General features: G+C 70.1%; 23 protein-coding genes and 1 pseudogene. 13 read left to right on the forward strand and 11 right to left on the reverse strand.

Features of this window, described 5'->3' with window-relative positions:
• The 3 genes from OHU34_RS24620 to OHU34_RS24630 all read left to right on the forward strand — a co-directional run bounded on the left by OHU34_RS24620 (position 1) and on the right by OHU34_RS24630 (position 1,762).
• Entirely contained in the window at positions 1-651 is a 651-nt protein-coding gene (locus OHU34_RS24620) for a hypothetical protein (protein WP_405768345.1), read from the forward strand.
• Between the two features lie 4 nt (positions 652-655).
• The gene (locus tag OHU34_RS24625; protein WP_142264717.1) at positions 656-1,111 is read left to right on the forward strand and encodes a hypothetical protein; all 456 of its coding nucleotides are present in this window, start codon (positions 656-658) and stop codon (positions 1,109-1,111) included.
• A 78-nt stretch (positions 1,112-1,189) separates the two neighbouring features.
• Entirely contained in the window at positions 1,190-1,762 is a 573-nt protein-coding gene (locus OHU34_RS24630) for a dihydrofolate reductase family protein (protein ID WP_142264716.1), read from the forward strand.
• Here the strand turns inward: OHU34_RS24630 and OHU34_RS24635 are convergent.
• Positions 1,732-2,019 carry a DUF397 domain-containing protein gene (locus tag OHU34_RS24635; RefSeq protein WP_405768347.1) on the reverse strand — a complete coding sequence of 96 codons (288 nt, stop codon included), beginning with the start codon at positions 2,017-2,019 and terminating at the stop codon, positions 1,732-1,734. The two genes, OHU34_RS24630 and OHU34_RS24635, sit on opposite strands and share 31 nt — an antisense overlap.
• Positions 2,020-2,027: 8 nt before the next feature.
• Complete coding sequence (locus OHU34_RS24640; protein ID WP_405772352.1) at positions 2,028-2,909, reverse strand: helix-turn-helix domain-containing protein; 882 nt, start codon at positions 2,907-2,909, stop codon at positions 2,028-2,030.
• Here OHU34_RS24640 and OHU34_RS24645 point away from each other — a divergent pair.
• Together OHU34_RS24645 and OHU34_RS24650 are read left to right on the forward strand one after the other, a co-directional pair.
• A pseudogene (locus OHU34_RS24645) lies at positions 2,847-3,158 on the forward strand (ATP-binding protein); the annotation flags it as partial. The gene OHU34_RS24640 and the pseudogene OHU34_RS24645 overlap by 63 nt on opposite strands.
• A 103-nt stretch (positions 3,159-3,261) precedes the next feature.
• Positions 3,262-3,531 (forward strand): hypothetical protein, encoded by a 270-nt coding sequence (locus tag OHU34_RS24650; protein ID WP_054244117.1) that lies wholly within the window; start codon positions 3,262-3,264, stop codon positions 3,529-3,531.
• A gap of 81 nt (positions 3,532-3,612) precedes the next feature.
• Here the strand turns inward: OHU34_RS24650 and OHU34_RS24655 are convergent, their stop codons facing one another.
• The gene (locus OHU34_RS24655; protein WP_405768349.1) at positions 3,613-4,011 is read right to left on the reverse strand and encodes a hypothetical protein; all 399 of its coding nucleotides are present in this window, start codon (positions 4,009-4,011) and stop codon (positions 3,613-3,615) included.
• Positions 4,012-4,047: 36 nt separating this feature from the next.
• Positions 4,048-5,748 (reverse strand): sodium:solute symporter family protein, encoded by a 1,701-nt coding sequence (locus OHU34_RS24660; protein WP_142264714.1) that lies wholly within the window; start codon positions 5,746-5,748, stop codon positions 4,048-4,050.
• Between the two features lie 149 nt (positions 5,749-5,897).
• On the opposite strand from OHU34_RS24660, the gene galT reads away from it, so the two are divergent.
• From galT to galK, 3 genes are read left to right on the forward strand one after another with little or no spacing between them, the layout of a single operon-like run.
• Complete coding sequence (gene galT, locus OHU34_RS24665) at positions 5,898-6,959, forward strand: galactose-1-phosphate uridylyltransferase (protein WP_054244120.1); 1,062 nt, start codon at positions 5,898-5,900, stop codon at positions 6,957-6,959.
• Complete coding sequence (galE, locus tag OHU34_RS24670) at positions 6,956-7,951, forward strand: UDP-glucose 4-epimerase GalE (RefSeq protein ID WP_142264713.1); 996 nt, start codon at positions 6,956-6,958, stop codon at positions 7,949-7,951. The genes galT and galE overlap by 4 nt, the downstream gene beginning before the upstream one ends.
• A complete protein-coding gene (gene galK / locus OHU34_RS24675; RefSeq protein WP_142264712.1) occupies positions 7,951-9,108 on the forward strand; it encodes a galactokinase in 1,158 nt (385 codons plus the stop codon). Before galE ends, galK begins: the two co-directional genes overlap by 1 nt.
• 172 nt (positions 9,109-9,280) lie before the next feature.
• Here the strand turns inward: galK and OHU34_RS24680 are convergent, their stop codons facing one another.
• Positions 9,281-9,724, reverse strand: coding sequence for an N-acetyltransferase (locus OHU34_RS24680; RefSeq protein WP_142264711.1), 444 nt, complete (start codon positions 9,722-9,724; stop codon positions 9,281-9,283).
• Between the two features lie 281 nt (positions 9,725-10,005).
• Here OHU34_RS24680 and OHU34_RS24685 point away from each other — a divergent pair, with 281 nt between their 5' ends.
• Positions 10,006-10,773 carry a response regulator transcription factor gene (locus tag OHU34_RS24685; RefSeq protein WP_142264710.1) on the forward strand — a complete coding sequence of 256 codons (768 nt, stop codon included), beginning with the start codon at positions 10,006-10,008 and terminating at the stop codon, positions 10,771-10,773.
• Here the strand turns inward: OHU34_RS24685 and OHU34_RS24690 are convergent.
• A complete protein-coding gene (locus OHU34_RS24690) occupies positions 10,732-11,229 on the reverse strand; it encodes a MarR family winged helix-turn-helix transcriptional regulator (RefSeq protein ID WP_020128438.1) in 498 nt (165 codons plus the stop codon). The genes OHU34_RS24685 and OHU34_RS24690 overlap by 42 nt on opposite strands.
• Positions 11,230-11,333: 104 nt before the next feature.
• Here OHU34_RS24690 and OHU34_RS24695 point away from each other — a divergent pair, with 104 nt between their 5' ends.
• From OHU34_RS24695 to OHU34_RS24705, 3 genes are all read left to right on the forward strand, one after another.
• Complete coding sequence (locus OHU34_RS24695) at positions 11,334-12,131, forward strand: trans-aconitate 2-methyltransferase (protein ID WP_142264709.1); 798 nt, start codon at positions 11,334-11,336, stop codon at positions 12,129-12,131.
• A 1-nt stretch (position 12,132) separates the two neighbouring features.
• Positions 12,133-12,501, forward strand: a complete 369-nt coding sequence (locus OHU34_RS24700) for a VOC family protein (RefSeq protein ID WP_230195502.1) — start codon at positions 12,133-12,135, stop codon at positions 12,499-12,501.
• Positions 12,502-12,566: 65 nt separating this feature from the next.
• Positions 12,567-12,740, forward strand: coding sequence for a CsbD family protein (locus OHU34_RS24705; RefSeq protein WP_082413041.1), 174 nt, complete (start codon positions 12,567-12,569; stop codon positions 12,738-12,740).
• Positions 12,741-12,910: 170 nt separating this feature from the next.
• On the opposite strand, the gene OHU34_RS24710 is transcribed toward OHU34_RS24705, so the two are convergent.
• Together OHU34_RS24710 and OHU34_RS24715 are read right to left on the reverse strand one after the other, a co-directional pair.
• The gene (locus OHU34_RS24710) at positions 12,911-13,591 is read right to left on the reverse strand and encodes a TetR/AcrR family transcriptional regulator (RefSeq protein WP_028806628.1); all 681 of its coding nucleotides are present in this window, start codon (positions 13,589-13,591) and stop codon (positions 12,911-12,913) included.
• A complete protein-coding gene (locus tag OHU34_RS24715) occupies positions 13,588-14,601 on the reverse strand; it encodes a fatty acid desaturase (RefSeq protein WP_142264707.1) in 1,014 nt (337 codons plus the stop codon). The genes OHU34_RS24710 and OHU34_RS24715 overlap by 4 nt, the downstream gene beginning before the upstream one ends.
• 312 nt (positions 14,602-14,913) lie before the next feature.
• Here OHU34_RS24715 and ppc point away from each other — a divergent pair, with 312 nt between their 5' ends.
• Entirely contained in the window at positions 14,914-17,655 is a 2,742-nt protein-coding gene (ppc, locus tag OHU34_RS24720) for a phosphoenolpyruvate carboxylase (RefSeq protein ID WP_142264706.1), read from the forward strand.
• A gap of 77 nt (positions 17,656-17,732) precedes the next feature.
• On the opposite strand, the gene OHU34_RS24725 is transcribed toward ppc, so the two are convergent.
• The 3 genes from OHU34_RS24725 to OHU34_RS24735 all read right to left on the reverse strand — a co-directional run bounded on the left by OHU34_RS24725 (position 17,733) and on the right by OHU34_RS24735 (position 19,686).
• The gene (locus OHU34_RS24725) at positions 17,733-18,272 is read right to left on the reverse strand and encodes a hypothetical protein (protein WP_142267886.1); all 540 of its coding nucleotides are present in this window, start codon (positions 18,270-18,272) and stop codon (positions 17,733-17,735) included.
• A 153-nt stretch (positions 18,273-18,425) separates the two neighbouring features.
• Entirely contained in the window at positions 18,426-19,028 is a 603-nt protein-coding gene (gene pth, locus OHU34_RS24730; protein ID WP_054244130.1) for an aminoacyl-tRNA hydrolase, read from the reverse strand.
• A 70-nt stretch (positions 19,029-19,098) separates the two neighbouring features.
• Positions 19,099-19,686: a 50S ribosomal protein L25/general stress protein Ctc gene (locus OHU34_RS24735; protein WP_054244131.1), complete on the reverse strand. Its 588-nt coding sequence runs from the start codon at positions 19,684-19,686 to the stop codon at positions 19,099-19,101.
• Between the last annotated feature and the right edge of the window lie 32 nt (positions 19,687-19,718).

A 19,718-nucleotide genomic window follows, 5' to 3' on the forward strand; every position in this document is an offset into this window, starting at 1 on the left:
GTGCGTCGCCTGTGGGGAAGTGCGGTGCTGGCACTGTGCGCGCTGCTGTCGGCCTGCGATGTGGCGAGCGGCGGTGGCGCCGGCGGCGAGGACAATCTGCTGAAGCCCACCGCCCAGGCCGGGGCCACCGCGCGGGCCGGTGGCCTCGGCAGTGCGGCGCTGGTCTCGCGGGACACGAACGGCTTCACCGTGTCCACGCCGGACGACGGCCGCAAGGTGCGGGTCACGCAGGACGCCTGCGCTCCGCTGGCGTACGCCCTGTCCGGCACGGCCGTCGGCAGGCCGGCCACCACGGTCGTCCGCAAGGCCACCGGCGAGGGCACCGAGGTCACCGTCGTCCTGGCCGAGTACGGGTCCGACCAGGCCCAGCAGGCGATGGACGCGATCGCCACCGCCCTCGACGAGTGCGCGGCCGGCTTCACCGCCACCGTGGACGGCGACGAACACAAGGTCGGCAAGGTCGCCCCGGAACTCGCCCCCGAGGGCGTGGACCAGGCGATGGGTGTGGGCGCGACGGTGACCCGGTCCGGCAGGGCGGCCCCGGCCAAGGCCGTGATCCTCCGCTCGGGCAACGCGATCGCCTATCTCAGCGGCACCCCGTCGATCCCGGCCACGGTCCTGGACGCCCAGTTGGTGAAGCTGCGAGGCTGACCGCGTGAAGTTGCGACCGGTGGTCCGGCGGGGAGCGCGCCTCGGCGTGCTGATCGGGGCGTGGCCCGCGGGCATCGTGGGCGTCCTGTGCCTCGTGACGGCGTTCGTCTTCCTGGTCGGCGGCCACGACGGCACCGCGTGGACACTGACGGTCGCGGGCGGGCTCGCCGTGCTGGGCCTCATGGCGGTGGGCGTCACCGTCGGCACGGCCACCGGCCTCGCCCTGGCGCTCGCCCCCCGGGGCCTCCTCACGCGCCCCCCGCTGCGCGGCCTGCTGGCGGCGCTCACCGCCGGGCTGCCGGTGGCGGCCCTCTCCGTCGCCGCCCTGACCGGAGACGGCTACACCCTCGCGAGCTACCCGCCGTCGATCCACTTCCTCACATGGTCGGCGACCCTGACGATCGCCCTGGTGGCGGCGGCCCGCAGCGGGGAGATCGCCGACTGTGGCGCTGATCACTGAGGGAACGGCGATGAGTTTCGCCGCGTCTCCCGGTCAAAGCTCATGACTGAACCGGCCCGACACCTTGAGGAACTTCAGATGCGCACCCTGATCAGCACCGCATTCATCTCGCTCGACGGCGTCGTGGAGGCCCCGGGCGGCGAGCCCGGTTACCGGAACGCCGGATGGACCTTCAAGGACATCGAGTTCCTCCCCGAGGCCTTCGAGATCAAGGGCCGGGAGCAGACCGAGGCCTCCGCGATGCTGCTGGGCCGGGCCAGCTACGAGGCGTTCAGCCCCGTGTGGCCCGACATGGCGGACTTCGCCGACTACAAGGTGATGCCGAAGTACGTCGTCTCCACCACCCTCACCGAGGACGACCTGGTGTCGAACTGGGGCGAGACGACGATCCTGCGCTCGCTCGACGACGTCGCCGCGCTGAAGGAGACCGAGGGCGGCCCGATCATCGTCCACGGCAGCGCCTCCCTGAACCAGGCCCTCTCGGACGCGGGCCTGATCGACCGCTACCACCTGCTCGTCTTCCCGCTCCTGCTCGGGGCGGGCAAGCGGCTCTTCAGCGCCACGGACAAGGACACGCAGAAGCTGAAGCTCGTCGAGCACGAGGCGTACGCCAACGGCCTTCAGAAGAACGTCTTCGACGTCGTCCGCTGAGGCGCGAGGCCGGTGCGTATCCCTGCCAGGAGGTGGGCGAGGGCGACGGGCGTGGTGCTGAGGGCCGTGTCCGGGGCGTCGCTCTCACGGAGGTGAAGGGCCGAGGGGGCGGCGGAGGCGGCGAGTTCGACGCGGGTGTTGCCGTTGCCACCGTCTGAGAACATGGACTTCTGCCAGGACACGGCGAGTTCGATGCACGTATTGCCCTCACCGCCGTCGGAGAAGGATGACTTCTGCCAGCGCAGGGTGTGGTCCATGAGGTGTCTCACAGCTCCTTCGTCAAGCGGTGGATGAAGTCCCGTGACATCGAGGGGTCCAGCGTCGCCTTCTCCACTTTACGGAAGAGTGTTCGAAGCTGGGCCGGATGGGGTTCGGCGTCGATGAACGCTGTTCCGGTCGGGGTGTCCCGTAGACAGGTGTCCAGCCGGGGGACTGGACCGCCCATGTACATCATCGAGGCCCCGGCGCCGGCGAATCCGTCCTGGTCGGTGGGGATGATGCGGAGAGCCGCGTGCCCCTGCTCGATCTGGTCGAGGATGCAACGGAGTTGAGCCAGTGAAGTCCGACGGTCGGCCACGCGGACACGTAGGGCGAACTCGTGGACGATCGTCTCGTACGGCGTCGGGTTGTCGCCCTCGATGACTGTCCGCCGCCGCATGCGATGTTCCACCCGGGGCCGCAACTCGCTTTCGGGCAGTTCCGGACGCATGTACCGGAAGATCGTTCGAGCGTAGTCGGGTGTCTGGAGCAACCCGGGCACGTGTGTGATGACGACCTCGCGCAGAAACATCGCATGATGCTCCGCTTCGGCCACGTCCAGATTCACCTGCGGCAGCACTCCCCGGTACTCCTCCCACCAGCCCCGCGTGCGGTCGGTCGCCATCCCCACCAGCGCCTCGATCAACTCCTCGTCCGTACAGGCGCAGTGAGCCGCGAGCCTGCGCAGCCGTTCCTCGCTGATTCCCGAGCTTCCGGCCTCGATCTGGCTCATGTGTGCCGAGCTCGATCCGAGGAGCCCGGCCACCTCCTTGGCGGGCTTGCCCGCCGCTTCCCGGAGTTTGCGCAGCTCGGAGCCGAGACGAACCTGGCGTGCAGTGGGCTGGTGGTCGACACCGCGGAGCTGCTCGCCTCGGAGCTGGTCTCCAATGCCGTACTGCACACCAGGGGCCCCGCGTGCCTGCGCCTCCGCTTCCGGGACGGCATCCTCCAGATCGGTGCCTGGGACGCGGACCCCGAGCCGCCCGAGCCGCCGGGACGGCTGGAGGGGCTGGCCGGCGCCGAGAGCGGGCGCGGCATGGCGTTGGTCCGGGCCTGCGCCGACGTCCGGCACTGGCAGCCGCTGTCCCGAATGGGGTGTCGCGGCAAGCTCGTGTGGTGCGAGCTGGCGGTGGCATAAGGCCCAGTCCGTGGTGCAAAACGGATAATCACAGCATACGGTGCGTAACCGTAACGTCCCGCTCTGTAGTGGGACACGCCATCCAGACGGAAAAGGGTATGCAATGCGCAAGCTCCGCAACACCGCTCTCGTGGCCGCCATGATCGGAAGCCTCGGCATGGCCGGCGCCGGGTTCGCCTCCGCCGCCGTCCACGGCGCGGACGGGGACTCCAGGGAGTGCTCCAACCACGTGGAGAACATCTCGTTCGGCCTCATCAACATCCCGAACCTGAACCTCCCGCTGCTCGGCCTCTCGTCGAACCAGGACGCGACGCAGCAGATCTGCAACAACGGGGACGACGCCATCAACGCGAACGTCGCCGACCACGAGTAGACGAACTGAGCCGGCTCCCGGACCCGACGCAACGGATCCAGGAGCCGGCTCGGCTTCGTGACCTGCACCCCCGGCCCGCGGCTACTCGCCGCGCGGGGGCTTCCCCTCCAGCGCCTCGGGCGGCAGCGTCGGGGTGACCGGTGCCACGGGCCGCAGCTTCAGCCAGGCCAGGAAGAAGATGCCCAGGGCCAGCATGGCCAGGCCGGTCCACAGGTTGATGTTGATCCCCTGGGCCTTGTCGATCTCCGCGTCGCTGTCCGTGATGCCGGCGATCGTGACGATCACGCCGTAGACGACGAACAGGCCGCCGATGATGCGGCGCAGGTCGAAGATGCGGGCCGCGGTCGCGGACTTCTCCTCGAGTTCCGTGACCTCACGCTGGACGTCGGCCTCGGAGTACCCCGCACGCCGCAGCCGCTCGGCCGCCTCGGCACGCTCGGCGCGCTCGGCGGATTCGGAGGGTTCGAACTGCTCGGACATGGTCTCTCCAGTCTCCCGCGGTATTCGCGACCGGGCTCAGAACGAGAACGGGATGTAGCACAGGGCGGCCAGGATCAGCGCGCTCCAGCCCAGCAGTGCCGGGCGCCGGTACCACGCGTCGTCGCCCGCCGCCGGCGGCTCGGCCATGCCGGGGGAGACGGTGCCGTAGACCAGGCCCTGGAGCTCCTCGTCCCGCTTGGGGGCCGTGAACAGCGACACCGCCACCATCACGACCGCGCCCGCCACGAAGCCCGCGATCGCGGAGACGAAGTTCGCGCCCTGGTCGGTGGGGATGCCGATGATGTCCTGCTTGTAGAGGACGAAGTAGTTGACCATCGCGGCCGTCGTGCCCGCGAGCAGGCCCCAGAAGCCCGACTTCTTCGACGCACGCTTCCAGAACATGCCGACGATGAAGACGACGAACATCGGCACGTTGAAGAAGCTGAACAGCGTCTGGAGGTAGCTCATGATGTTCGAGAAGGACGAGGCGAGGAACGCCGTGCCCACCGAGGCCGCCACGCCGATGGCCGTGATGAGACGGCCGAAGCGCACGTAGTACGAGTCCTCCCGGCCCCGCACCACGTACTTCGCCCAGATGTCGGTCGTGAACACCGTGTTGAAGGACGAGACGTTCGCCGCCATCCCCGCCATGAACGCCGCCAGCAGGCCGGTCACCGCGATGCCCAGCACACCGTTGGGCAGCAGCTCCTGCATGAGGTACGGGATCGCGTCGTTGTACTGGAGGTCGGAGTCGGCCGTGCCGATCTTCGGCACCAGCACCGCCGCCACCAGGCCCGGGATCATCACCAGGAAGACGATGAAGATCTTCGGGAACGCGGCGATGAGCGGGGTGCGCTGGGCCGCCGACAGGTTCTTCGCCGACAGGGCGCGCTGCACCTCGGCGAAGTTGGTCGTCCAGTATCCGAAGGAGAGGACGAAGCCGAGGCCCAGCACGATGGTCAGCCAGTTCGCGCCGAGCGGGTTGTCGCTGCCGATGCCCGTGCCGCCCCAGGCGGTGACGAAGTCGTCGCCGTGGGTCTCCGTCAGGGAGTCCGTCAGACCGTCCCAGCCGCCCACCTTCTTCAGGCCGAGCACCGACAGCGGGATGAGCGCCGCCAGGATCACGAAGAACTGCAGGACCTCGTTGTAGATCGCCGAGGAGAGGCCGCCGAGCGTGATGTAGGCCAGCACGAAGGCGCCGGCGACCACGATCGCCACCCACTGCGGCCAGCCCAGCAGCGCCTCGACGACGATCGCGAGGGCATACAGGTTCACGCCGGAGATCAGGATCGCCGCGAAGGCGAACAGGGCCGAGCTCAGCAGGTGGGCGCCGCGGTCGAAGCGCAGCAGCAGGAACTCGGGGACGGAGCGGACCTTGCTGCCGTAGTAGAACGGCATCATCACGATGCCCAGGAAGACCATCGCCGGGATGGCGCCGATCCAGTACCAGTGGACGGTGTACGCGCCGTACTGCGCGCTGTTCGCGGCCATGCCCAGGATCTCGGTGGCGGCCAGGTTGGCCGAGACGAACGCGAGGCCCGTGATCCAGGCGGGCAGGGAGCGTCCCGAGAGGAAGAAGTCGAGGCTGGTCCTCACCGATCTGCGAGCGGCGAAGCCGATGCCCAGGACCACGACGAAGTAGATGCCGAGGATCGTGTAGTCGAGCCAGTTCGTCGGCAGCCTGAGCTCTGCCGCCAGCTGTGCTGCCGTGTAGGCCGGGTCTGTGGGGGTTCGCATGCCCTGCTCACTTCGTTTGGTGTTCTTTGTTTGGTTGTGGTGCTGACTCGCGTGGGGGTTTATGGTTTTATGTGTTTGGTTCTGTTGGAAGCTTCGCTAGGTGTACGGATCTAGGTCTGCGGGTCTAGAGGTACGGATGGAGAGTCGCGGTGAAGAAGACCTCGACCCGCTTGGCCGACGGTCGTGAGCTGATCTACTACGACCAGCGGGACGACTCGGTGCGCGACGCGGTGGACAGGCGTCCGCTGGACCCGACGGTCACCACTTCGGAGGTACGGCGGGACCCCCTGCTCGGCGATTCCATCGCCGTGGCCTCGCACCGGCAGGGGCGCATCTACCACCCGCCGGCCGACGAGTGCCCGCTCTGCCCCTCCCAGGGCGACCGGCTCAGCGAGATCCCGGACTCGTCGTACGACGCCGTCGTCTTCGAGAACCGTTTCCCCTCGCTGGCCGGCGACTCCGGGCGCTGCGAGGTGGTCTGCTTCACCTCCGACCACAACGCGTCCTTCGCCGACCTCACCGAGGAACAGGCACGACTGGTCCTCGACGCGTGGACGGACCGTACGTCCGAGCTGTCGCATCTGCCCTCCGTGGAACAGGTGTTCTGCTTCGAGAACCGTGGCGCCGAGATCGGTGTGACTCTGGGTCACCCGCACGGGCAGATCTACGCCTACCCGTTCACCACTCCGCGCACCGCGCTGATGCTGCGTTCGGTCGCGGCGCACAAGGAGGCGACCGGCGGGGAGAACCTCTTCGACGCCGTCCTGGAGCGTGAACTCGCCGACGAGCGGGTGGTCCTGGAGGGTGAACACTGGGTCGCGTTCGTGCCGTACGCGGCGCACTGGCCGTACGAGGTGCACCTCTACCCGAAGCGCCGGGTGCCGGACCTGCTCGCCCTCGACGAGGAGGCGCGCACAGAGTTCCCCCAGGTCTATCTGGAACTCTTGAGGCGCTTCGACCGGATCTTCGGCGAAGGTGAACCGCCCACGCCGTACATCTCCGCCTGGCACCAGGCGCCGTTCGGCGCGCTGGAGGAGTTCGAGGGCGTCAACCGGGACGACTTCGCGCTCCATCTCGAGCTTTTCACCATTCGCCGCACTTCCGGCAAGCTGAAGTTCCTCGCGGGCTCCGAATCAGGCATGAACGTCTTCATCAACGACGTCCCGCCGGAGTTCGCGGCCCGGCGACTGCGAGAGGTAGCGAGTTCATGAGCGGCACCACCGGCACGAGCGGCAAGTATCTGGTCACGGGTGGCGCGGGCTACGTCGGCAGCGTGGTCGCCCGGCACCTGCTGGAGGCCGGCCACGAGGTCGTCGTGCTCGACAACCTCTCCACCGGTTTCCGCGAGGGTGTCCCGGCGGGCGCCTCGTTCATCGAGGGCGACATCCGCGACGCCGCCAAGTGGCTCGACGACTCCTTCGACGCCGTGCTCCACTTCGCCGCGTTCTCGCAGGTCGGCGAGTCCGTCGTCAAGCCCGAGAAGTACTGGGACAACAACGTCGGCGGCACCATGGCCCTGCTCGGCGCCATGCGCGAGGCCGGCGTGCGCAAGCTGGTCTTCTCGTCCACGGCGGCGACGTACGGCGAGCCGCAGCAGGTGCCGATCGTGGAGAGCGCCCCGACGCAGCCCACGAACCCCTACGGCGCCTCCAAGCTCGCCGTCGACCACATGATCAGCGGTGAGGCCGCCGCCCACGGGCTCGGTGCCGTCTCCCTGCGCTACTTCAACGTGGCCGGAGCGTACGGCGAGCAGGGCGAGCGCCACGACCCCGAGTCGCACCTCATCCCGCTCGTCCTCCAGGTCGCGCAGGGCCGCCGCGAGGCCATCTCCGTCTTCGGCGACGACTACCCGACCCCCGACGGCACCTGCGTCCGCGACTACATCCACGTCGCCGACCTCGCCGAGGCACACCTCCTCGCCGTCGCCGCCGCCAAGCCCGGCGAGCACCTCATCTGCAACCTCGGCAACGGCAACGGCTTCTCCGTGCGGGAGGTCATCGAGACGGTCCGCGAGGTCACCGGCCACCCGATCCCCGAGGTCGTGGCCCCTCGTCGCGCGGGCGACCCGGCCGTCCTGGTCGCCTCGGCGGCCACCGCCCGTGAGCAGCTGGGCTGGAACCCGTCCCGCGCGGATCTCGCGGGTATCGTCGCGGACGCGTGGGAGTTCGCGCAGCACATCGCAAGCAGCGCAAGGGAGTCGTAGTGGGGGCACAGGAAGTTCGCGAGGGTTTCGTCCGGCTGTACGGGGCCGAGCCCGAGGGCGTCTGGGCGGCGCCCGGCCGCGTCAACCTCATCGGTGAGCACACCGACTACAACGACGGCTTCGTGATGCCCTTCGCGCTGCCGCACATCGCGGTCGCGGCGGTCGCACCGCGCACCGACGGCGTGCTGCGGCTGCACTCCGCCGACCTCGACAGCGGCGTCGCCGAGCTGCGGCTCGACGAGCTGACGCCCGAGTCCGACGACGCCTGGACGGCGTACCCGGCCGGAGTCGTCTGGGCCCTGCGCGAGGCCGGGCACGCGGTGACCGGCGCCGACATCCACCTGTCCTCGACGGTCCCGTCGGGCGCGGGCCTGTCGTCGTCCGCGGCCATCGAGGTCGTCGTGGCCCTGGCGCTGAACGACCTCTACGACCTCGGGCTGCAGGGCTGGCAGCTCGCCCGCCTGTGCCAGCGCGCCGAGAACGTCTACGTCGGCGCGCCCACCGGCATCATGGACCAGACGGCGTCCGCGTGCTGCGAGGCCGGCCACGCGCTGTTCCTCGACACCCGCGACCTCTCGCAGAAGCAGATCCCCCTCGACCTGGCCGCCGAGGGCCTGCGCCTGCTGGTCGTCGACACGCAGGTCACGCACGCCCACAGCGGTGGCGAGTACGGCAAGCGGCGGGCCGGCTGCGAGAAGGGCGCCGCCCTCCTCGGTGTCGACGCGCTGCGCGACATCGCGTACGCCGACCTGGACGCGGCCCTCGCCCGGCTCGGTGACGAGGAGGAGGTCCGCCGCCTGGTCCGCCATGTGGTGACGGAGGATCAGCGGGTGGAGCAGGTCGTCGCCCTCCTGGAGTCGGGCGGCGACACCCGCGCGGTGGGGCCGGTCCTGACGGCGGGTCACGCCTCGCTCCGGGACGACTTCCGGGTCTCCTGCGCCGAGCTGGACCTCGTCGTCGACACCGCGCTCGCCCACGGGGCGCTCGGTGCGCGGATGACCGGCGGGGGTTTCGGCGGCTCGGCGATCGTGCTGGCCGAGGCCACCGATGTCGAGACGCTCACCAAGGCCGTCGAAGAGGCGTTCGCGGCCGCGGGGCACAAGGCTCCGCGGGTGTTCGAGGCGGTGCCCGCGGCGGGGGCGCGCCGGCTGGGCTGATCGTTCTGCGCGGGGCGGTGGGTGCGCGAGTTGATCTCGCCCCCACCGCCCCTTCCCGTTCCCGGCCCTGTGGGCTGCGCCCCCGGACCCCCCTGTCGGCCCCGAAAGGGCCTCGTCCTCAAGCGCCGGACGGGCTGGCGGGGCCGGAGGGGAGTGGAGGCTGCCCCAGCCGCTACCCCAGTCTCTTCGTCAGGGTGAACTCCGTCAGGCCCGGGGGATAGTCCTCGATCACGCAGACCACCTCGTAGCCTCGGCGCCGGTAGAACTCCGGGGCCTGGAAGTCCCAGGTCTCCAGGCGTACGCGGTCGCAGCCGCGCTGCTCGCGGGCGATGCGCTCCGCTTCGGCGAGGAGGGCGCTGCCCAGGCCCGTGCCCCGGTGCCGGGCGTCCACCCAGAGGTAGGTGACGTGCAGCCAGGTCGTCCAGGTGTGGCCCACCAGACCGCCGGCCAGATCGCCGCCCGGGTCGCAGGCCCAGACGTGCAGCGCCGATTCGCGTTCCGCGGGGGTGCCGCGCAGTGCGCGCAGGACCGGGGAGGCCTCGGTGTTGGTGGCGAGAAGCCGCGAACGGAGAAGATCGCGGCGAGTCCTGTCGACTTCTGTCTCAAGACGAAACATGCGGCACACCATAAACGCGGTGGCCGAACCAATCCTGCAATTTGCCTTCCGCTCCACGCCCGCGGCCCTACCCTGTGAACAGTGCCGGTGGGGGCCGGTGCTGATCAGGGGGCGAGACAGTCGGGTACGGCGCCCGTGGTGGGGGTAGCAGTCTCTGCACGGCGGCGGCCGTTGCGGTAGTGGCCTCCCGTCCGGGCGTCGTGTCCGCGCGGTCGTCGTTCTCCGTCTCCGGACCTTGGGGTATCCCCTGCTCTGTCAAGGAGCTTGGGGGAGGGGGTTTCGTGGTTCGCATTCGTGTACTGGTCGTCGACGACCACCGTATCTTCGCCGAGTCGCTCGCCGCGGCACTGGCCGCCGAGCCCGACGTCGACGTGTCCGCGGCCGGCAGCGGCCCGGCGGCACTGCGCAGTCTGGAGCGCGCGGCCGCCGAGGGGCGCCGGTACGACGTGCTGCTCGTCGATGCCGACCTGGGCGCCGCGCTGCCGGGCATACGGCCCGCCGTGCCCGTGCAGGAGGTGGGGGAGGACGGGCTCGTCGACGGGATATCGCTGGTCGTGGGGGTCCGGTCCGCGCAGCCCCATGTCCGTATCGTCGTCCTCGCCGAGAAGGACGAGCCGCGCCGTGCGGCCCTCGCCCTTCAGGCCGGGGCGTCCGGCTGGGTGGCGAAGGACTGCTCGCTGTCCCGTCTGCTCACCGTCATCAGAGGCGTGCTGCGCGAGGAGACCCACCTCCCGCCCGCCCTGCTCACCGGCGTCCTGAGGGAGTTGACGGCCGCCCGCAAGCACCGCACCGAGAGCGAACGGCTGGTCGAGTCGCTCACGCCGAGGGAGCGGGAAGTGCTGCGCTGCATGGTCGCGGGACTGGGCAGGAAGGCGGTCGCCGACCGGCTGTTCCTCTCCCCGCACACCGTCCGCACCCATATGCAGAACGTCCTCGGCAAGCTGGGCGTGCACTCCACCCTCGCCGCGGTCGCCCTCGCCCGCCGGGCGGGCGTGGGGCCGGTGGACCTAGCCGGGGATGTTGTCGAACGGGGCGGTCAGCTGGCGTAGCAGGCCCGCCAGTTCGCCGCGCTGGGCGTTCGAGAGCTCGGCCAGGATCGCTCGTTCCTGGTCGAGCAGCCCGGCGAGTGCCTGGTCGGCGCGGTCCTTGCCGTCGTCCGTGAGGCGGACGAGCACACCCCGGCGGTCGCTCGGGTCCGGCAGTCGCTCCACCAGGCCCTTCTTCGCCAGCCGGTCGATGCGGTTCGTCATCGTGCCCGAGGTCACCAGCGTCTGCGTCAGCAGCTGGCCCGGCGAGAGCTGGTAGGGCGCCCCCGCGCGTCGGAGCGCCGTCAGGACGTCGAACTCCCAGGGCTCCAGCTGGTGCTCGGAGAACGCCAGACGGCGTGCGCGGTCCAGGTGCCGGGCCAGTCTGCTCACCCGGCTGAGTACTTCCAGCGGCTCCACGTCGAGGTCCGGGCGCTCCCGGCGCCACGCTGCGACCAGCCGATCGACCTCGTCCTCCATGACGATCAGTGTAGTGGTTGTGTCGACGTGAAGTCTCTTGATCTGAAGCATCTTGATATCAAGTCTCTTGACATCAAGATAAGGCGGAGGGGAAAGTGTCGGACATGACGACCAACCCCAGCTGGGACCCCGCCCAGTACCTGCGTCACGCCGGCCACCGCGGCCGCCCCTTCGGCGACCTCCTCGCCCGCGTCCCCGGCCTGCCCGGCGACCCGCCGCGGATCGCCGACCTCGGCTGCGGCCCCGGCAACCTCACCGCCGTCCTCGCCGACCGCTGGCCCACCGCCCGCGTCACCGGCTACGACAACTCGCCGCAGATGCTCGCCGACGCGGCGGCGCACGCGGGCGCGCGCCTCGACTTCGCCCACGCCGACCTCGCGAGCTGGGCGCCGCAGGAGACGTACGACCTGCTCGTCTCCAACGCCGCCCTCCAGTGGGTGCCCGGCCACCTCGACGCCTTCGCCGGCTGGCTGGACGGCCTCGCCCCCGGCGGCACCTTCGCCTTCCAGGTCCCCCACAACATCGACGCGCCCCTGCACGCCCTCATGCGCGAGCTCGGCGACAGCGTGCGCTGGAAGGGCCGCCTCGGCCATGTCCTGCGGCACGAGGACTCCGTCCACGCCCCCGGCGTCTACCTCGACCGGCTGGCCCGCCTCGGCTGCGCCACCGATGTCTGGACGACCACCTACCTCCATGTGCTCCAGGGCGACGACCCGGTCCTCGACTGGGTCAAGGGCACCGGTCTGCGCCCCGCCCTCGACGCCCTCGCCGACGACCCCGAGGCCCGCGACGCCTTCGTCACCGAATACCGCGACCTGCTCCGCGAGGCCTACCCGAGCGCGGAGTACGGCACCGTCCTGCCGTTCCGCCGCCTGTTCGCGGTGGCCGTGAAGGGGGCCTGACGTGCTGGCAGCCGTCGACCATGTGCAGCTCGCCGCGCCGCCCGGCTCCGAGGACCTGCTGCGCCGCTTCTACACCGGCACCCTCGGGATGACCGAGGTCCCGAAGCCGCCGGTGCTCGCGGCGAAGGGAGGATGCTGGTTCCGGGCGGGAGCCGTGCACCTGCACCTGGGGATCGAGCCGGGCTTCGAACCGTCCGCGAAGGCGCACCCCGGGCTGCGGGTCACCGGTATCGAGGCGTACGCCGCCCGGCTGGAGGCCCACGGCACACCGGTCACCTGGGACACGGACCTGCCGGGACACCGCCGCTTCCACGCCCTGGACCCCGTCGGCAACCGGCTGGAGTTCCTGGAGCCGGTCGGCGGGGTTTGAGGGGCACCGGACGGGTCACTCGCAGTACTGAGACCACACGCAGACCTGACTGGGAGTGATGGACAGTGGCAGGCGAGCAGAAGTCCAAGGCGAAGATGGAACAGGCCAAGGGCAAGGCGAAGGAAACGATCGGCCGCACCGTGGGCAACGAGCGGATGGAAGCCGAGGGCCGCGCCGAGCAGGCCAAGGGTGACGCCCGGCAGGCCAAGGAGAAGGGCAAGGACGTCTTCAAGCACTGACGACGTCGTGAGGCACTGACGCGCCCGTGGGCGCCGACGGCACCACATGCGGGCGGGCCCCGACCATCAAGGTCGGGGCCCGCCCGCATGTGGTGCCGCGTCCGTATGCGGACGGCGTCCGTCCGTAATGCGTGGACGGCGCTGCGTTCGTACGTGCGTACGGCGTCCCGTCAGGCCTTCCGGCGTCCTATCAGGTGCGGCTTCGCCTCGAGCCCGTCCAGCCCGTGCCAGGACAGGTTCACCAGGTGGGCCGCCACCTCCGCCTTCTTCGGGCGGCGTACGTCCAGCCACCACTGGCCGGTCAGGGCGACCATGCCGACCAGGGCCTGGGCGTACAGCGGGGCCAGTTTCGGGTCGAAGCCGCGGCTCTTGAACTCGCGGCCCAGGATGTCCTCCACCTGGGTGGCGATGTCGGAGATCAGGGACGCGAACGACCCGGTCGACTGCGGGATGGGGGAGTCCCGGACCAGGATCCGGAAACCGTCCGTGTACTCCTCGATGTAGTCGAGGAGCGCGAACGCCGCCTGTTCGAGAAGCTCGCGGGGATGGCCCGCCGTCAGCGACGACGTGACCATGTCCAGCAGCCGGCGCATCTCCCGGTCCACCACGACCGCGTAGAGCCCCTCCTTGCCGCCGAAGTGCTCGTACACCACCGGCTTGGAGACTCCGGCCTTCGCCGCGATCTCCTCCACCGAGGTGCCCTCGAAACCCTTCGCCGCGAACAGGGTGCGACCGATCTCGAGCAGCTGCTGGCGCCTTTCCGCACCCGTCATACGGGTGCGCCGGGCGCGCCGAGGCTTCGCTTCGTTACTGGGGTTACTGCTGGGATCGGTCGCCACGCCGTCAATCATGCCGCCTCGGCGGTGGCCTTCCCCCGTCGGGAGCCGCCCTGACCGGTGTTACGGCGCGAATCGATACGCGAGCGTGACGGCCAGCGCACGTCGTAGGCCCACCCGAGCATCTCGAACCAGCGGATGAACCGGGCAGAGGAGTCCAGCTGGCCCCGCATCACGCCGTGCCGCGCCGAGGTCGGGTCCGCGTGGTGCAGGTTGTGCCAGGACTCGCCGCAGGACAGGATCGCCAGCCACCAGACGTTGCCTGAGCGGTCCCGCGACTTGAAGGGGCGCTTGCCCACCGCGTGGCAGATCGAGTTGATCGACCACGTCACGTGGTGCAGCATGGCCACCCGCACCAGCGAGCCCCAGAAGAACGCCGTGAACGCGCCCCACCAGGACATCGTCACCAGCCCGCCCACCAGCGGCGGCAGCGCCAGCGACAGGATCGTCCAGTAGACGAACTGCCGGGACACCGCGCGGATCGCCGGGTCCTTGATCAGATCCGGCGCGTACTTCTCCTGCGAGGTCTGCTCCTCGTCGAACATCCAAGCGATGTGTGCCCACCACAGGCCCTTCATCAGGGCCGGGAGCGTCTCGCCGAACCGCCACGGCGAATGCGGGTCGCCGTCGGCGTCGGAGAACTTGTGGTGCTTGCGGTGATCGGCCACCCAGCGCACGAGCGGGCCCTCCACCGCCATCGACCCCATGATCGCCAACGCGATCCTCAGGGGCCGCTTGGCCTTGAAGGAACCGTGCGTGAAGTAGCGGTGGAAACCGATGGTGATGCCGTGGCAGCCGAGGAAGTACATGAAGACCAGCAGACCGAGGTCCAGCCAGCTCACCCCCCAGCCCCACGCCAGCGGCACCGCCGCCAGCACCGCCAGGAACGGGACGACGATGAAGATCAGCAGCATGATCTGCTCGATCGAACGCTTCTGCTCGCCACCGAGCGTGGCGGAGGGCGCGGGGGTGTCGTCGGGCGCTTTCGAAGGGTCATCGATCACGTTGGAGCTGCCTGTGGTCATGCGCGTCCCCTGGGGGGTCTTGGATTGAGGGAGGTGCCGTCGTTCCGCACACCGCGGAAGGTCACACAGCGAACCAATGCCCTGCTCCCTACGGTTCCGTAACCTACGGCATCGTAAGTATGGCAGCGCCCTGCCCGGCGGCAAGAGCCCGCCAACCTGCGCGTCCCCAGGGACACCTATCCTTGGAGACAGTCGGACAGCGCGGTCCGCTCTGTTTTCTTCCCGGATGTCCGGCCCCTATGCGACGCCCGCCGCGGGGCCGAAGTCCGAGTTCCCCCCGGACGAGCTTCAACACTGCAAGGAGCCGCACCTGTGAGCAGTGCCGACGACCTTGGCCAGGCCACCACAACGACCAGCACCGAGCTGCGCGCCGACATCCGCCGACTGGGTGATCTGCTCGGCGAGACCCTCGTACGGCAGGAGGGCCCGGAACTCCTCGACCTGGTCGAGAAGGTCCGCCGCCTGACCCGCGAGGACGGCGAAGCCGCCGCCGAACTGCTGCGTGGCATCGAACTGGAGACCGCGGCCAAGCTGGTCCGCGCCTTCTCCACCTACTTCCACCTCGCCAACGTCACCGAACAGGTCCACCGCGGCCGCGAACTGCGCGAGCGCCGCGCCGCCGAGGGCGGGCTGCTCGCCCGCACCGCCGACCGCCTCAAGGACGTCGACCCCGAACACGTCCAGCAGACGGTCCGTCACCTCAACGTTCGCCCCGTGTTCACGGCGCACCCCACCGAAGCCGCGCGCCGGTCGGTACTCAACAAGCTCCGGCGCATCGCCGCGCTCCTGGAGACCCCCGTCATCGAGGCCGACCGCCGCCGCTACGACACCCGCCTGGCCGAGAACATCGACCTCGTCTGGCAGACCGACGAGCTCCGGGTCGTACGCCCCGAGCCCGCCGACGAGGCCCGCAACGCCATCTACTACCTCGACGAACTCCACGCGGGCGCCGTCGGCGACGTCCTGGAGGACCTCACCGCCGAACTGGAGCGGGTCGGCGTCAAGCTCCCCGAGAACACCCGCCCGCTCACCTTCGGCACCTGGATCGGCGGCGACCGTGACGGCAACCCCAACGTCACCCCCCAGGTGACCTGGGACGTTCTCATCCTCCAGCACGAACACGGCATCAACGACGCCCTGGAGATGATCGACGAGCTCCGCGGCTTCCTCTCCAACTCCATCCGCTACACCGGCGCCACCGAGGAACTCCTGGAGTCGCTGAAGGGCGACCTCGAACGGCTGCCCGAGATCAGCCCCCGCTACAAGCGCCTCAACGCCGAAGAGCCCTACCGGCTCAAGGCCACCTGCATCCGGCAGAAGCTCGAGAACACCAAGCAGCGCCTCGCCAAGGGCATCCCGCACGAGACCGGGCGCGACTACCTCGGCACCAGCGAGCTCCTCGCGGACCTCACCCTCATCCAGACGTCCCTGCGCGAGCACCGCGGCGGGCTGTTCGCCGACGGCCGGATGAACCGCACCATCCGCACCCTCGCCGCGTTCGGCCTCCAGCTCGCCACCATGGACGTCCGCGAACACGCCGACGCCCACCACCACGCCCTCGGTCAGCTCTTCGACCGCCTCGGCGAGGAGTCCTGGCGCTACGCCGACATGCCCCGCGAGTACCGCACGAAGCTCCTCGCCAAGGAACTGCGCTCCCGCCGGCCGCTCGCCCCCAGCCCGGCCCCCGTCGACGCCGCCGGCGAGAAGACCCTCGGGGTCTTCCAGACGGTCAAGCGGGCCCTCGCCGTCTTCGGGCCCGAGGTCATCGAGTCGTACATCATCTCCATGTGCCAGGGCGCCGACGACGTGTTCGCGGCGGCGGTCCTGGCCCGCGAGGCCGGACTCGTCGACCTGCACGCAGGCTGGGCGAAGATCGGCATCGTGCCGCTCCTGGAGACCACGGACGAGCTCAAGGCCGCCGACACCATCCTGGAGGACATGCTCTCCGACCCCTCCTACCGGCGCCTGGTCGCGCTGCGCGGAGACGTCCAGGAGGTCATGCTCGGCTACTCGGACTCCTCCAAGTTCGGCGGCATCACCACCAGCCAGTGGGAGATCCACCGTGCCCAGCGCCGACTGCGTGACGTCGCCCACCGCTACGGCGTCCGGCTGAGGCTGTTCCACGGCCGCGGCGGCACCGTCGGCCGCGGCGGCGGCCCCTCCCACGACGCCATCCTCGCCCAGCCCTGGGGCACCCTGGAGGGCGAGATCAAGGTCACCGAACAGGGCGAGGTCATCTCCGACAAGTACCTCATCCCCTCCCTGGCCAGGGAGAACCTGGAACTGACGGTCGCCGCGACCCTGCAGGCCTCCGCCCTGCACACCGCGCCCCGCCAGTCCGACGAGGCCCTCGCCCGCTGGGACGCCGCCATGGACGTCGTCTCGGACGCCGCCCACGACGCCTACCGGACCCTCGTCGAGGACCCCGACCTCCCGCCCTACTTCTTCGCCTCCACCCCGGTCGACCAGCTCGCCGACCTGCACCTCGGCTCGCGCCCGTCCCGCAGGCCCGACTCCGGTGCCGGGCTCGACGGCCTGCGCGCCATCCCGTGGGTGTTCGGCTGGACCCAGTCCCGCCAGATCGTCCCCGGCTGGTTCGGCGTCGGCTCCGGGCTCAAGGCGTTGCGCGACGCCGGCCTCGACACCGTCCTGGACGAGATGCGCGAACAGTGGCACTTCTTCCAGAACTTCATCTCCAACGTCGAGATGACCCTCGCGAAGACCGATCTGCGCATCGCCCAGCACTACGTCGACACCCTCGTCCCCGACGACCTCAAGCACGTCTTCGACCGGATCAAGGCCGAACACGCCCTGACCGTCGCCGAGGTACTGAAGATCACCGGCGAACCGGAACTGCTCGACGCCACCCCCGTGCTCAAGCAGACGTTCACCATCCGCGACGCCTACCTCGACCCGATCTCCTACCTCCAGGTCACCCTGCTCAAGCGGCAGCGTGACGCCGCGGCCGCGGGGGCGGAGCCCGACCCGCTCCTCGCCCGCGCCCTCCTGCTCACCGTCAACGGCGTCGCCGCGGGCCTGCGCAACACCGGCTGACCCCCGCTCTCCGCACAAGAGGGTGCCCCCGGGTTCGTACGAACCCGGGGGCACCCTCTTGTCACACGCTCACACGCTCACACCGCGAGGAACGCCGCCGTCAGCAACGCGACGCCCGACCCCGCCAGCGCCCAGCCCACCCGCACGCGCCCCAGACCGCCCGCGACCACCACCGAGGCCAGCAGCAGCGCCCCGCCGAGCGGCACCCACGCGTACAGGATCCCGGCCGGACCGGACCGGACCACCTCGTCACTGCCCGGCTTGATCACCACGGTGTAGATCCCGCCCTTGCGCACCGCGACCGACTTCTCGATCTCCACGCGCGCGCGTGCCGTCGATCCGGCGGACAGCGGCGTGTACGGCCCCGCGCAGGTGTCCTCACCGCACCTCGTCACGTCGACCGTGCCCTGCTCCCGGCCCTTCGTCAGCATCACGTGCTGCGCGGACCCCCAGGAACCCCACACCCCCGCCAACAGGATCAGTACGGCGACCGCGCCCATCGCCACGAGCCGTCCGAACCGCAACGCGGTCCCCGAGGCCGAGCTCCTGGCCGGCCTGGCTCCCTCGGCAGCCCCCTTGGCCGAGCCCGACCCCTTGGCCGAGCCGGAGCCGGACACCGGGCCTTTGGCCGTGACCGCGCCTCTGGCCGGGCTCTTGGCCGAGCCCTTACGGGAGTGACCCCGGCGGCGGTGGGACGAGGCTGCTGTGGCAGGCATGGCCGGGATCATTGGCCATGCCTGAACGGCCCGTCAACCCGGGTGGGTGACAAGTCAGGAGTTGTACGTGCTTTGCGCCCGCTCCAGACCCTCCAGCACCAGGGCCGCCGCCGCGTCCGCCGCACGGTCCACGAAGTAGTCCAGCTCCTTGCGCTCGGCCGAGGAGAAGTCCTTCAGCACGAAGTCCGCCACCTGCATCCGCCCGGGCGGCCGCCCGATCCCGAACCGCACCCGGTGGTAGTCCGGGCCCATCACCTTCGTCATCGACTTCAGACCGTTGTGCCCGTTGTCCCCACCGCCGAGCTTCAGCCGCAGCACGCCGTAGTCGATGTCCAGCTCGTCGTGCACCGCGACGATGTTCGCCACCGGCACCTTGTAGAAGTCCCGCAGCGCGTTCACCGGCCCGCCCGACACGTTCATGAACGACATCGGCTTCGCCAGCACCACCCGCCGGCTCCCCGTACCGGGCGGCCCCAGCCGGCCCTCGACGACCTGGGCCTGCGCCTTGCCCGCCCGCTTGAACCTTCCCCCGATCCGCTCGGCCAGCAGATCCGCCACCATGAAGCCGACGTTGTGCCGGTTCATGGCGTACTCGGGGCCGGGATTGCCGAGACCCACGATCAGCCAGGGGGCATTGGCGTCGGTCGTCACGTCCATGTCTCCTTGATACGCGCAGGCCGCCGCTCCCCAAAGGAAGCGGCGGCCGACGGGATGAGGTGCCGGGAAATCAGGCCTCGGTGCCCTCGGCCTCGGCGGACTCCGCCGGGGCCTCCTCCGCCTGGGCGGCCAGGACCTGGAGGACGACCGCGTCCTCGTCGGTGGCCAGCGTGGTGCCCTTGGGCAGCGGGATGTCCTTGGCGAGGATGGCCGCGCCGGCCTCCAGGCCCGCGATGGAGACGGTGACCGACTCGGGGATGTGGGTGGCCTCGGCCTCGACGTTCAGCGTGCTCAGCACGTGCTCGAGCAGGTAGGCGCCCGGGGCCAGCTCGCCCTCGGTGTGGACGTAGACCTCGACGTTGACCTTCTCGCCGCGCTTCACGAGGAGCAGGTCGACGTGGTCCAGGAAGCCCTTGATCGCGTCACGCTGCACGGCCTTCGGGATGGCCAGCTGGGTCTTGCCGTCGATCTCGAGGCTGAGCAGGACGTTCGGGGTGCGCAGCGCGAGCTGGAGCTCGTGGCCCGGCAGCGTGATGTGCACGGGGTCGGCACCGTGGCCGTAGACCACGGCGGGAACCTTGCTGTCACGGCGGATACGGCGGGCGGCGCCCTTGCCGAACTCGGTGCGGGTCTCGGCTGCGAGCTTGACCTCGGCCATGTTCACTCCTCGTAGAACTGGGGAAAGGTGGT

It is taken from the genome of Streptomyces sp. NBC_00080 (assembly GCF_045041255.1).
Lineage (GTDB): Bacteria > Actinomycetota > Actinomycetes > Streptomycetales > Streptomycetaceae > Streptomyces > Streptomyces coriariae.